Origin of the sequence: Amycolatopsis circi, from assembly GCF_003385235.1 — a bacterium.
Taxonomy (GTDB): Bacteria; Actinomycetota; Actinomycetes; order Mycobacteriales; family Pseudonocardiaceae; genus Amycolatopsis; species Amycolatopsis circi.
The window spans coordinates 1-12,495 of sequence record NZ_PQIA01000200.1 but is presented as its reverse complement, the minus strand read 5'-3'; the positions used below and the strand labels follow the sequence as shown (position 1 = coordinate 12,495).

7 protein-coding genes and 1 pseudogene are annotated in these 12,495 nt (G+C 67.9%); 3 read left to right on the top strand and 5 right to left on the bottom strand.

The features are described from left to right. Window positions 1-491: 491 nt before the first annotated feature. From D0D37_RS43480 to dnaE, 5 genes and pseudogenes are all read right to left on the bottom strand, one after another. On the bottom strand, window positions 492-1,682 hold the full coding sequence (locus D0D37_RS43480; protein WP_116206403.1) for a low temperature requirement protein A: 1,191 nt from the start codon (window positions 1,680-1,682) through the stop codon (window positions 492-494). Window positions 1,683-1,784: 102 nt separating this feature from the next. Beyond that, window positions 1,785-2,408 carry a GyrI-like domain-containing protein gene (locus D0D37_RS47695; protein ID WP_244223885.1) on the bottom strand — a complete coding sequence of 208 codons (624 nt, stop codon included), beginning with the start codon at window positions 2,406-2,408 and terminating at the stop codon, window positions 1,785-1,787. A gap of 97 nt (window positions 2,409-2,505) precedes the next feature. Then, window positions 2,506-2,739, bottom strand: a pseudogene (locus D0D37_RS48340) (hypothetical protein); the annotation flags it as partial. A gap of 828 nt (window positions 2,740-3,567) precedes the next feature. Then, a complete protein-coding gene (locus D0D37_RS43470) occupies window positions 3,568-5,037 on the bottom strand; it encodes an MFS transporter (RefSeq protein ID WP_116206402.1) in 1,470 nt (489 codons plus the stop codon). After that, window positions 5,037-8,627 (bottom strand): DNA polymerase III subunit alpha, encoded by a 3,591-nt coding sequence (dnaE, locus tag D0D37_RS43465; RefSeq protein WP_116206401.1) that lies wholly within the window; start codon window positions 8,625-8,627, stop codon window positions 5,037-5,039. Before dnaE ends, D0D37_RS43470 begins: the two co-directional genes overlap by 1 nt. A 404-nt stretch (window positions 8,628-9,031) precedes the next feature. On the opposite strand from dnaE, the gene D0D37_RS43460 reads away from it, so the two are divergent. The 3 genes from D0D37_RS43460 to D0D37_RS43450 are packed head-to-tail and all read left to right on the top strand — an operon-like array spanning window position 9,032 to window position 12,083. Continuing rightward, window positions 9,032-9,709 (top strand): FadR/GntR family transcriptional regulator, encoded by a 678-nt coding sequence (locus D0D37_RS43460; protein ID WP_116206404.1) that lies wholly within the window; start codon window positions 9,032-9,034, stop codon window positions 9,707-9,709. After that, the gene (locus D0D37_RS43455) at window positions 9,706-11,142 is read left to right on the top strand and encodes an amino acid permease (RefSeq protein ID WP_116206400.1); all 1,437 of its coding nucleotides are present in this window, start codon (window positions 9,706-9,708) and stop codon (window positions 11,140-11,142) included. Before D0D37_RS43460 ends, D0D37_RS43455 begins: the two co-directional genes overlap by 4 nt. Further along, on the top strand, window positions 11,139-12,083 hold the full coding sequence (locus tag D0D37_RS43450) for an asparaginase (RefSeq protein ID WP_116206399.1): 945 nt from the start codon (window positions 11,139-11,141) through the stop codon (window positions 12,081-12,083). Before D0D37_RS43455 ends, D0D37_RS43450 begins: the two co-directional genes overlap by 4 nt. The last annotated feature ends 412 nt before the right edge of the window (window positions 12,084-12,495 follow it).

The window sequence follows — 12,495 nt, the reverse complement described above, 5'->3', positions numbered from 1 at the left end:
ATGTGTTAAGCACGCCGCCAGCGTTCGTCCTGAGCCAGGATCAAACTCTCCAACAATGCTGTAAAGTTCGATCGAGACTATTCTCAATCATATTTCTCAAAGGAAACCCCGACGAGGGGGTTTCATAATAAGCTCTACTGGCTTAGTTCACTAGCACACTGTTGAGTTCTCAAGCAACACACCCCGAACCAGCCCCGGAATCAACCAGGCCAAGCTCGATGCGTTATTTCAAGCTTTTGTTTTTCCGGAGTCCAACTCTACACCCTGTGAAGCTCGAGGCTTCGTCGGGGGCTGGTTCAGCTCCGGAGGTTTGGGACCACCCACTCTACCACTACTGTGGGAGCTTGGTTCGTGTTCCCGGCGGCCGCCCGGTTTCCCTGGCGACGAAGAGAACATTACACGGCCCGAAACAGCCCTCGAACAGGGGGGTCCCTTTTTTCGCGCCAAGCCGCTGACCTGCGTCGATCCGGCGACCACGACCCCGGGAGCGGTCAGCCCGGCTCGCGCTCCCCGTGCGTCGCGATCACCGTGACCCCGACGAGGATCGCCGCGAGGCCCGCCGTCACGTGGATCGGCGCCGGACCGAACGACGCGGCCAGCACGAGCACCGCGGCCGCCGGGAAGCCGATCGCGATCGGACGGCATTCGTTGGTCGGGCCGATGTGCAGCAGCCACACGCTGAGCAGGAAGACCGCGACCGGGATCGTCACGGCCAGCGCGGTCACGATGCCGCTCACGTGCACCTGCCCGCTGTCGAAACCGACCGCCAGCTCCAGCCCGGCACCGACCGCCGCGGCCGAACCGAAAATCAGGTAGTGCCCGTATCCCCAGCTCAACGCGGTCCACCGGGAGTTACCGCGTTCGAGACGGGCATGCCCCGGCTGGTCGAAGTAGAGCCACCACATCGAGAACACCAGGACCAGACCCGCGACTGCCAGCGACACCAGCTCCCCGGTGTGCTCGCCCTCCGCGATCCCCTCCTTCACCGCGTTGGTGGCACTGAGCACGGTCTCGCCGAGCACGATCAGCGTGAAAAGCCCGTACCGCTCGGCGATGTGCCGCGAGTGCCACGGCGTGGTCGTCCGCGCCTCCGCCACCGCGGGCACCGCGAGTTCCAGGACCAGGACGACGAAGAAGCCGACGAACCCCGCGGTGCCGGGAATCGCGAGCCGGACGATCCACAGGATCTGGCAGAGCGTGATGCCGACCGCGTAGAAGTACGCGGTCGAGCGGACCTCCGGTGCTTGCCGTGCCGCGCGGAGCCACTGCGTGACCGCGGCCAGGCGCATCAGGACGTACCCGATGACCACGATCGTGAAGTCGCCCTCGAAGGCTTTGTCCACGCCGGCCGCGACGGTCAGGCCGCCGGCGATCTGGACGAGGGTGGCGAGCCGGTAGGGCACGTCGTCGGTGTCGAACGCCGACGCGAACCAGCTGAAGTTCAGCCAGCCCCACCAGATCGCGAAGAACACCATCCCGAAGCTGAGCACCCCGTGCCCGACGTGGCCTTCGGAAAGCGCGTGGTGCAGTTGCGCGGCGGCCTGGCCGACGGCGACCACGAAACACAGGTCGAACAGCAGCTCCAGCGGCGTCGACGCGCGGTGTCCTTCGCTGGTGTCGCGTGGTCGCATCGGCCGGTACCACACCCGGATCCGGTTGCCCGGCAACGACTCGTGGGCCATGTGCGCTCCCCTTTCCGCGGAACGCGGCCATCCCAACATGATCGACGCCGCGGCGCGAGCGCGACAGCCCCGAGCAGCCGGAACCGGGGGAAACCGGACGGCTCAGCGCAGCCGGACCGCCAGCTCGAAGACCGGATCGTCGAGGCCGGCCGCCCCGGGATCGCACAGGAAGATCTGGCGCGGCTTCCAGTCGGCTTGAAGGTCGCGGTCGGTCAGCCAGCGGTGCAGCGATTCGGCGCCGAGCGCGGTCATCATGTTCGCCTTCGGCACGGTGACGTAAGCCTCGCGTCCCGCGTCGTCGGTGCTGAGCGTCATCTCCGGAAAGGTGATGTCCCCGCCTTCGGGGTCGATCGGACAGCAGAATTCGACCAGGCCGTCGCTGTCATTGCTGATTTCGCCGTGATAGCGCAGGAACGGCCGTCCGACGCTGCCTTTCGGGCGCGGGATCGCGGGGCCGCCGAAGAACGCGAACAGCGGGGCGGCGAATTCGCCGATCCGGTCAGCGGTCAGGTGCTCGGAGGTGGTGAGCAGCGTGCGGGCGGGCATTTCGCGAACGGACACGTCGTACATCGGGGTTTCCTTCCCAGCCAGTCGGTCGAGGAAGAACCCGGCGAGTTCCCGCTTCGCGCGCCATTCCCGCTCCTGCTCGTCCCAGTACACGCGGACCTCGGCCGCCGCGGCGTCCGGCGGCAGGCCGAGGACGGTCCGGATCCGCGGCAGCGGCATCTCGATCCGGCGCAGCTGGACGACGCGCCGGGCCCGGTCGCTGGTCCGGCGAGTACCAGCGGTAGCCGATGTCCGGGTCGACGCGGGCGGGCGGCAGCAGATTCATCTCGTCGTACAGCCGCAGCGCTTTGGGCGAAAGGCGGGCCAGGCGCGCGAACGCACCGATGGTGAGCAGGTCCACGGCGGTCTCCCTCGTTCGGTACCCCCTGAGCGTGGGGCTGGCCCCGAGGGGAAGGTCAAGCGGCGAGAGCGAAACAGGCCCGCCGTTCTCGACATCGTGAGGCGTGCGGACCCGGACACCAGGGTCAGCGGCGCGGCAAAGCGGCCGCATCGTTCGGGGAGACCTTGAGCCGCTCGGGCCTGCGAGCCAAGTCGGCAGCGCGGGCAAACGGACGCGTCGTTCGGGGACACCCCGAACCTCGCAGGCCCACGAGCCAAGTCGGCAGCGCGAGCAAACAGCCGCATCATTCGGAGACACCCCGAACCGCGCAGGCCCACAAGCCAGGTCAAGCGGCGCGGACGAAAAGCCGCGTCGTTCAGGGCGCCCTGAGCCGCACGGTCCGAGAGCCAAGTCAGCAGCGCGGGCAAACCGACGCATCGCTCGGAGACATCCTGAACCGCGCAGATCCGAAGAGCCAGATCAAGCGGCGCGCGCAAAACAAATGCATCGCTCGGAGACACCGTCAACAGCGCGGGTCCGAAAGCGAGGTCAAGCGGCGCGGACAAGGCTCCCGCGAGTCGCTCGGCCGGATCCGCGAGCAAGGTCGAGTCCGGGACGAGAAAGGCGGGCGGGCCCGGTTCCCCCTCGCCCGGGCCCGCCCCGTTGCCTTCGCGCGCACTCGGCTGGCCACTCCGGGCAGTGCCCCGGCGATTCGCCGTACGGTCCCCCGCGGACGCCGACGAATTTCGTACCGGGATGCGACTCCGGGTGTCCATTCCCCGGAACTTCGGACTCCCGGGCCGCTCGGCCGATCGACCCATCCCCGGTCGATCGAACGAATTGCCACTGTAGGTAGCCAAAGTGTCGTTCTGAAGGCTCCATAAGGTCTACTCGGTTGCTCTGAGTAGCACTAGGGTCGAAGGTCACCTGTCACCCGGATGGAGTATCACCTGGTGGCGGTAAGTAGCTCACCGACCGGCGAAGATAAGAGTTGCCAGGTCACGTTCGGTGAATATTCGCTGCGGACTGCGCAGCTTGGCGGTCCTCCGTCAGGATGGCACGCCGTCGCCGGGCGCGAAGTTCCAGGGTCGCGAAGGCCAGCGCGACAAGCGTGAGGCCGGCCGCGCAGCACATCGCCGCGGTGAGCGCGGTCTGGTACCCGGCGGTCAGGACCACCGATTCGAACACCGACGCCAGCACGGCCGTGCCGATCGCGGTGCCGATCCGCTGGCCGGTCTGCAGCGCTCCCCCGGCGACGCCGGCCAGCCGGTTCGGCACGCATTCGAGGGTGAGCGTCGTGTTCGGCGAGATCACCATCCCGCCGCCGATGCCGCCGATCAGCAGCGGCCCGGCCACCGCGAATCCGGCGGCCGACGGCGGCACCAGCTGCACGACCAATGCCACGGCCAGCAGCGAGAGCGCGACGATGCTCAGACCGGCGACGGTCAGCCTGCGGCCGAACCGGGCCACGAGCCGCCCGGCGACGGCCGCCGTCACGGCGGAACTCAGCGCGAACGGCGTGACCGCCAGCCCCGACTGCAGCGGCGTGTACCCGAGCCCCTGCTGGAAGAAGAGTGCGAACACCAGCCAGATCCCGGCGAACCCGCAGAAGTACAGCGCCCCGACCGCCGCGCCGCTGGCGTAGCCCGGAGTGCCGGTGAAGAGGCGGATGTCCAGCAGCGGCGGCCGGTTCCGCCGCGTGACGCGCCGTTCCCACCACACGAACGCCACGCCGAAGACGATCGCCACCCCGAACAGCCACCAGAACCGGCCGAGCCCGCCCCGCTCGGACTGCACGAGCGGCAGCAGCACGCCGAGCACGGCGACGGCCAGCAACACGATCCCGACGAAGTCGATTTCCGTGCGCAGCCGGAGTTTCCGCCGGTCCGCGTGCGGCAGCAGCTTCATCGCGAGCCCGAACGCGACGACGCCGATCGGCACGTTTACGTAGAACACCCAACGCCAGCCGTCCGGGTCGCCGAACAGCGCGAGGATCACGCCGCCGAGCACCGGCCCGACCGCGGTGGAGATGCCGACGACCGCGCCGAACATGCCGAACGCCCGGCCGCGCTCGGCACCGCGGAAAAGATCCTGGATCAGACCGCTGTTCTGCGGCGTCAGCATGCCCGCGGCACAACCTTGGGCAAGCCGGGCGGCGACGAGCGTCACCGGATCGGGTGCGGCTCCGGCGAGCGCGCTCGTCGCGACGAACGCGGCCAGCGCGATCAGGAACATCCGGCGGCGGCCCAGCGCGTCGCCGAGCCTGCCGCCGGTGACCAGGACCAAGCCGAACGTGAGCGCGTAGCCCGAAACCACCCACTGGATCGTGCCCGCGCCGGTGTTCAGGTCGCGCTCGATCGAGGGCAGGGCCGTGTTGACGATGCTGACGTCCAGCAACGTCATGAACCCGGCGGTGAGGGTGACCGCGAGCGCCCGCCAGCGGCGGGGATCCGGTTCCTCCCCGGTCATCAGGTGTTGGCGGTGATCCCAGGGATGCCCTTGAGCTCACCGATGAGCATCGAACTGACCTTCACCGGGTAATCGTAAAGCGCGAAGACCGTCTGGTTCTTGCCGACGAGCTTGAGATGCACCGGCGTATCGCCCTTGTGCGCCAGCAGCGTCGACTTCAGCTCGCTGACCACGGCCTGGTCGATCTTCTCGGCTGCGGCCAGCAGCACCAGCGGCGGTTCCTCGTCGCCGTTGCCGATCTCGGAGAGGTCCAGCGGCACGAGCCCGCCGCCGAACACCGACATCTTGTCCTCGCGCCAGTTGACCCGGCCCTTCACCAGCACCGCGTTGTCCTCGACGAGGTCCGCCGCGAACATCGAGTACGCCTTGGCGAAGAACAGCACCTCGAGCGCGGCGTCCATGTCCTCGACGGTGCAGATCGCCCAGGGCTCGCCCTTCTTGTTGACCCGGCGTTCGAGCGAGGTGAGCAGGCCGGAGATGACGACCTCGCCCTCCTTCGGCGGGTCGGCGAGCAGCGCGGCGATCGGCTTCGGCGCGTGTTTGCGCAGGATGCGCTCGGCCCCGTCGAGCGGATGCGCCGACACGTACAGGCCCAGCATTTCGCGTTCGTAGGCGAGGAGCTGTTTGCGCGGGTACTCCTCCTCGCCGAACTTGAGGTGCGCGAGAGGCGAGGACGAGGTCGCTGCCTCGGCCGAGTCGCCGTCGTCGGATCCGAACGAGCCGAACAGGTCGAATTGGCCCATCGCTTCCTGGCGTTTGAGCGGGACGACGGCTTCCACCGCGTCCTCGTGCACCTGGATCATCGACAGCCGGGTGTGGCCCATCGAGTCGAACGCGCCCGCCTTGATCAGCGATTCGATCACCCGCTTGTTGCAGGCCACCAGCTCCGACTTGTCCAGGAACTCGGTGAACGAGGAGTACTTGCCCTTCTCCTCGCGCGTCTTGATGATCGACTCGACCACGTTCGCGCCCACGTTGCGCACCGCGCCCAGGCCGAAGCGGATGTCGCTCCCGACGGCCGCGAACCGCAGAGCCGACTCGTTCACGTCCGGCGGCAACACCTTGATCCCCAGCCGACGGCACTCCGACAGATAGATCGCGGACTTGTCCTTGTTGTCACCCACCGACGTCAACAACGCGGCCATGTACTCCGCGGTGTAGTTCGCCTTGAGGTAGGCGGTCCAGTACGCGATCAGGCCGTACGCGGCGGCGTGCGACTTGTTGAACGCGTACCCGGCGAACGGGAGAATCGTGTCCCACAGCGCCTTGACCGCTTCCGGCGAGAAGCCGCCCTCGACCAGCGGGCTCGACTTCATGCCCTCTTCGAAGCCCTCGTACTCCTTCTCGAGGACTTCCTTCTTCTTCTTGCCCATCGCGCGGCGGAGCGTGTCCGCGCGGCCCATCGTGTAGCCCGCGACCTTCTGCGCGATCTGCATGATCTGCTCTTGGTAGACGATCAGGCCGTAGGTCTCGGACAGGATCTCCCGCAGCGGTTCCTCCAGCTGCGGGTGGATGGGCTTGATCTGCTGCCGGTTGTTCTTGCGGTCGGCGTAATCGTTGTGCGCGTTCATGCCCATCGGGCCGGGGCGGTACAGCGCGAGCACCGCGATGATGTCCTCGAACCCGGTCGGCAGCATGCGCCGCAGCAGGTCGCGCATCGCGCCGCCGTCGAGCTGGAACACGCCGAGCGTGTCGCCGCGGCCGAGGAGCTTGTACGACTCGGGGTCGTCGAAGCCGAGCCGGTCGAGGTCGATCTCCTCGCCGCGGTTGGCCTTGATGTTCTCCAGCGCGTCGCCGATGACGGTCAGGTTGCGCAGGCCGAGGAAGTCCATCTTCAGCAGGCCGATGGCCTCGCACGACGGATAGTCCCAGCCGGTGATGATGGAGCCGTCGTCGCGCTGCCACACCGGGATCGCGTCGGTGAGCGGTTCGCTCGACATGATCACCGCGCAGGCGTGCACGCCCGCGTTGCGGATCAGGCCTTCGAGGCCGCGGGCGGTGTCGAAGATCGTCTTGCACTCTTCGTCGGTCTCGACGAGCGTGCGGACCTCGGCGGCCTCGGCGTAGCGCTCGTGCTTCGAGTCGACGATGCCCGACAGCGGGATGTCCTTCGCCATGATCGGCGGCGGCAGCGCCTTCGAAATCCGGTCCGCGATCGAGTAGCCCGGCTGGCCGTAGTGCACGCGGGCGGAGTCCTTGATCGCCGCCTTGGTCTTAATCGTGCCGAAGGTGATCACCTGGGCGACCCGGTCCGCGCCGTACTTGTCGGTGGCGTACCGGATCATTTCGCCGCGCCGGCGGTCGTCGAAGTCGATGTCGATGTCGGGCATCGACATGCGCTCCGGGTTCAGGAACCGCTCGAACAGCAGCTTCTGCGGGATCGGGTCGAGGTTCGTGATGCCCAGCGCGTACGCGACCAGCGCGCCGGCGGCGGAACCACGGCCCGGGCCGACCAGGATGCCGACCTCGCGCGCGTGCTGGATGAGGTCGGCGGTGATGAGGAAGTAGGACGGGAAGCCCTTGCCCTCGATGACGCCGAGTTCGTAGTCGCAGCGCTCCTCGTAGCCGTCCGGGACGCCCTCGGGGAACCGCCACTTGAGGCCCTCGGCCACCTGATGGCGCAGCCAGGTGGCATCGGTGTGGCCTTCGGGGACGTCGAAGACCGGCATCCGGTCCTTGTGCGTGTACACGTCCTCATACGACTCCACGCGCTCCGCGATCAGCAGCGTGTTGTCCGCCGCGCCCGGGACTTCCTTGTCCCAGTACTCGCGCATCTCGTCCGCCGACTTCAGGAAATAACCGTCGCCGTCGAACTTGAACCGGGTCGGGTCGTTCAGCGTCTTCCCCGCCTGCACGCACAACAGCGCCGAGTGCGTGTCCGCCTGGTCCTTCGTCACGTAATGCGAGTCGTTCGTCGCCAACGGCGGCAGGTCCAGCAGCTTCCCGATCTCCAGCAGACCTTCGCGCACCGACCGCTCGATCGGCAGACCGTGGTCCATCAGCTCCAGGAAAAAATTCCCCGCACCGAAAATGTCCTTGTAGTCCGAGGCCGCCTGGATCGCCGCCTCCCGCTGACCCAGCCGCAACCGCGTCTGCACCTCGCCCGACGGGCAGCCCGTCGTCGCGATGATCCCCGACGCGTTCTCCGCGATCAGCTCCCGATCCATCCGCGGCTTCCGGTAATACCCCTGGATCGACGCCAGCGACGACAACTTGAACAAATTCCGCAGCCCGGTCGCGTTGCCCGCCAGCATCGTCATGTGCGTGTACGCACCCGCACCCGACACATCGCCGCCCTCGCCCAGCTCGTCCGCACCCCGCTGGTTCGACTGCCCCCAGAACACCGGCTTCTTGTGAAACCGCGACTCCGGCGCCACATACGCCTCAATGCCGATGATCGGCTTGATCCCGTGCTTCTTCGACGTCTGAAAAAACTCGTCCCCGCCGTACATGTTCCCGTGATCGGTCATCCCGACCGCGGGCATGCCCAGCCGGGCCGCCTCCGAGAAAAGGGGACCGATCTTCGCCGCACCGTCCAGCATCGAATACTCGGTGTGGACGTGCAGGTGGACGAAAGAATCGTTCGACACCAGCGAAAACCTCCCCTAGGCAGACGGCTTCCCGGCTCCGGTCGACGCGGCGGGCCCGGGCTGCCCACCCTAGTCCGCCGCGAGTTCGGCGAGCGCCCCGGCATCCTCCCTCCGAACCGGCCGGGCACGGGCCCCGACGCGCCGGGCGGCGCGCCGATCGCGTTCCCGGTGGTGATCACCGGTGCGCTCTCGCGTACCCGGACACGGTCGCACCCGGCACCGACAAAACCGGGGCCGCCCGGAGCCGGGCGGCCCAGAGTCACCCGGGAGCGTGAACCAAGCCACAACCTCCGAGAAAGGGGCCAGGGCACCGCTTGACAGCGGCCGGGCCGGAACCGACTATCCGACGCGTGAACCTGTCTGACAGCCGGGCAGCCGGACCGCTCCCCCGGCGCGTCAGCGCGATGGAGGCCGTGCTCGGCTATCTGCGCGAGGCGATCGAGCACGGGGAGTACGCGGTCGGCGACCAGCTGCCGTCGGAGGCCGCCCTGAGCAGGGAGTTCGAGGTCAGCCGCTCGGTCGTGCGCGAGGCGCTGCGCGGGCTGCAGGCGCTCGGGCTGACCGTGTCGCGCACCGGCCGCGGCACGTTCGTCACCGCGAGCGGCCCGCCGGAGAACCCTACGTTCGGCGACTACTCGGCCCGCGACCTGGTCGAGGTGCGCAGGCACGTCGAGGTCCCGGTGGCCGGATACGCCGCGCGCCGCCGCGACGCGAACCAGCTCGCGCTGCTCGCCGATCTCGTCGACCGGATGGACGCCGAGTCCGCGGACGCCGCGTGGGTGGCGCTCGACTCACAGTTTCACGTCACGATCGCACGGGCATCAGGCAATCCGGTGTTCGCGAAGGTGATCGAAGAGATCCGCGACGCACTGGCCCGCCAGTCGGCGTTCCTGAACCAGCTCGGCGGACGGCGGACGCAGTCGAACGTCGAGCACCGGCGGATCGTCACGGCGATCGCCGAAGGCGAGGAAGACGCGGCCGCGGCCGCGATGACCGAGCATCTCGACCACGTCGAGAAGACCCTGACCACGATCGTACGACCGGCCCGCGCCGGCGAAGCAGAAACAGGTACCACCGCGTGACTGAAGAAACCCTGCCCGCGACTGCCGAGGCGGACACCGCCGACGCGGGCGACGCCGGATACCGCAAGGCGCTGAAATCCCGGCACATCAACATGATCGCCATCGGCGGCGCGATCGGCACCGGTCTGTTCCTCGGCGCGGGAGGACGGCTCGCGCAGGCCGGTCCGGCGCTCGCGATCGTGTACGCGGTGTGCGGGCTGTTCGCGTTCTTCGTGGTGCGCTCGCTCGGCGAGCTGATCCTCCACCGGCCGTCGTCCGGCGCGTTCGTGTCCTACGCGCGCGAGTTCATGGGCGAGAAGGGCGCGTACATCGCGGGCTGGATGCACTTCCTCAACTGGTCGACCACCGGCATCGCGGACATCACCGCCATCGCGCTGTACGCGCACTTCTGGTCGTTCTTCACGCCGATCCCGCAGTGGGTCCTGGCGCTGATCGCGCTGGCGGTCGTGCTGTCGCTGAACCTCGTGTCGGTGAAGCTGTTCGGCGAGATGGAATTCTGGTTCTCGATCGTCAAGGTCGCCGCGCTGGTGCTGTTCCTGCTCGTCGGCATCTTCCTGCTGGTGACGCAGCATCCGATCGACGGCCACGCGCCCGGACCGCAGCTGATCGCCGACCACGGCGGCGTTTTCCCGGCGGGCATCGTGCCGATGATCCTGATCGTGCAGGGCGTCGTGTTCGCCTACGCCTCGTGCGAGCTGGTCGGCGTCGCGGCGGGCGAAACGGAGAACCCGAAAGCGGTCGTGCCCAAGGCGATCAACTCGATCATGTGGCGGATCGCGGTGTTCTACGTCGGCTCGGTCGTGCTGCTGGCGATGCTGCTGCCGTGGAATGCCTACACGGCCGATCAAAGCCCGTTCGTCACGGTCCTGTCGAAGCTGGGCGTGCCCTATGCGGACAGCATCATGAACCTGGTCGTGCTGACCGCCGCGCTGTCGAGCCTCAACTCGGGCCTGTACTCGACCGGGCGAATCCTGCGCTCGATGTCGCTGGCCGGGTCCGCGCCGAAGTTCACCGGCGTGATGAACCGCAACCAGGTGCCCTACGGCGGGATCCTGCTCACATCGTCGGTGTGCGTGATCGGCGTCGGGCTGAACTACGTGGTGCCGAAGGACGCGTTCGAGATCGTGCTGAACTTCGCCGCCGTCGGCATCCTCGGCACCTGGGCGATCATCGTGCTGAGCCACCTGCTGTTCGTGCGGAAAGCCAAGCGCGGCGAGGTGACCAGGCCGCACTTCCGGCTTCCGTTCTCGCCCTACACCGAGATCGCGACCCTCGTGTTCCTCGCCGCGGTCGTCGTGCTGATGGGCTTCGACAAGACCGGCCGGATCACCCTGCTGGCACTGCCGGTGATCGTTGTCGCCCTGGTGGTCGGCTGGTTCGTGGTGCGCAAGCGGATCGACATGAGCGCGTTCGACAAGGCAGAAGCGTCGTGACCCCGCAGGAACGCGAACCGCGGCACGTCCCGCTGGTCCACCTTCTGCGCGACGGCATGGTCGAGGGCGTGCACCACGGTTCGGTCGTCGTGCTCGCGGCGGACGGTTCGACACTGTTCGAGGCAGGCGACCCCGACGTCGCGATGTACCCGCGCTCGACCGCGAAACCGTTGCAGGCCACCGCAATGGCCCGCCTCGGACTGCAGCTCGACCCGTCCGGCTTCGCGATCGCCGCGGCCAGCCACTCCGGCGAACCAAGGCACCTCGAAGCGGCGGCCGCAGTGCTGGCAAGCCACGGCTTCACTGAAGCTGATCTGGGCAACCCCGCCGACCTGCCCTACGACCCGATCGAACGGGACGCCTGGATCGCTGCTGGACGTCATCCGTCGCGACTGGCACACAACTGCTCCGGCAAGCACGCAGCGATGCTGGCCGTCTGCCGAGAGCAGCGGTGGGATGTCGAGGGCTACCTCGATCCGACGCATCCGCTGCAGCGCGCGATCCGGGAAACCGTCGAGGAACTGACCGGCCAAACCGTGCCACGAGTCGCCACGGACGGCTGCGGTGCACCGCTGTTCGCCCTCTCCCTGCGAGGCTTGGCCCGAGCTGCTTCGCGGATCGCGACCGCACCGGACGGTTCGCCGGAGTCGTTGGTAGCCAACGGAATTCGACAGCATCCGGACCTGGTGGCAGGAAGCCGACGCGACGTCACCCGGCTCATGCAAACCGTGCCAGGGCTGATCGCGAAGGACGGTTTCGAGGCCGTGCAACTAGCCGCGCTGCCGAACGGAACCGCAGTGGCACTGAAGATCGCCGACGGCGGCGACCGAGCCCGCCCAGCAGTACTCGCAGCGGCACTGGCGCGAGCAGGCGTCGACCCGGATCTGCTTGCCCCCTTCAGCGACCCAGCCCTTCGGGTGACGGACGCACTGGCCGCCTAGGTCCGTGAGGGGAACCTTCACGGACTCTGAGTCCCTCAGGGTTCCCCTCACGGAACAGCCGCCGTCCGTGAGGGGCCCCCTCACGGAACAGGATTCCCTCAAGGGGCCCTTCACGGACCAGCCCGCCGACCGCAGCCGACGCACCCAACACTCGAGGCACCCAGCCCCTCCCCCGCACCCCGATACGAAGCGTCCCTGCGGTCCGGGGGTGCTTGTCAAGGCATCTTTCCCGCCTTGACAAGCACCCCCGGACCGTCAGCACAATCAAGCTTCGGGGTGCCCCACGCACGACCGGGCGCAATGTCGCCGCCAGGCGACGAGCCCATAACAACTCGCGTACGTTCGATTACGTGCTGAACCGAATCGTCGACCGACTGCTCGGTCTCCCCGCCGCCGAAGGCCCGGCCCCCAC

Excerpts from the sequence above, each read along its gene's own strand:
- D0D37_RS43460 (WP_116206404.1), top strand. The coding sequence starts at position 9,032 with ATGGAGGCCGTGCTCGGCTATCTGCGCGAGGCGATCGAGCACGGGGAG.
- D0D37_RS47695 (WP_244223885.1), bottom strand. The coding sequence starts at position 2,408 with ATGCCGCTGCCGCGGATCCGGACCGTCCTCGGCCTGCCGCCGGACGCC.
- D0D37_RS43470 (WP_116206402.1), bottom strand. The coding sequence starts at position 5,037 with ATGACCGGGGAGGAACCGGATCCCCGCCGCTGGCGGGCGCTCGCGGTC.
- D0D37_RS43480 (WP_116206403.1), bottom strand. The coding sequence starts at position 1,682 with ATGGCCCACGAGTCGTTGCCGGGCAACCGGATCCGGGTGTGGTACCGG.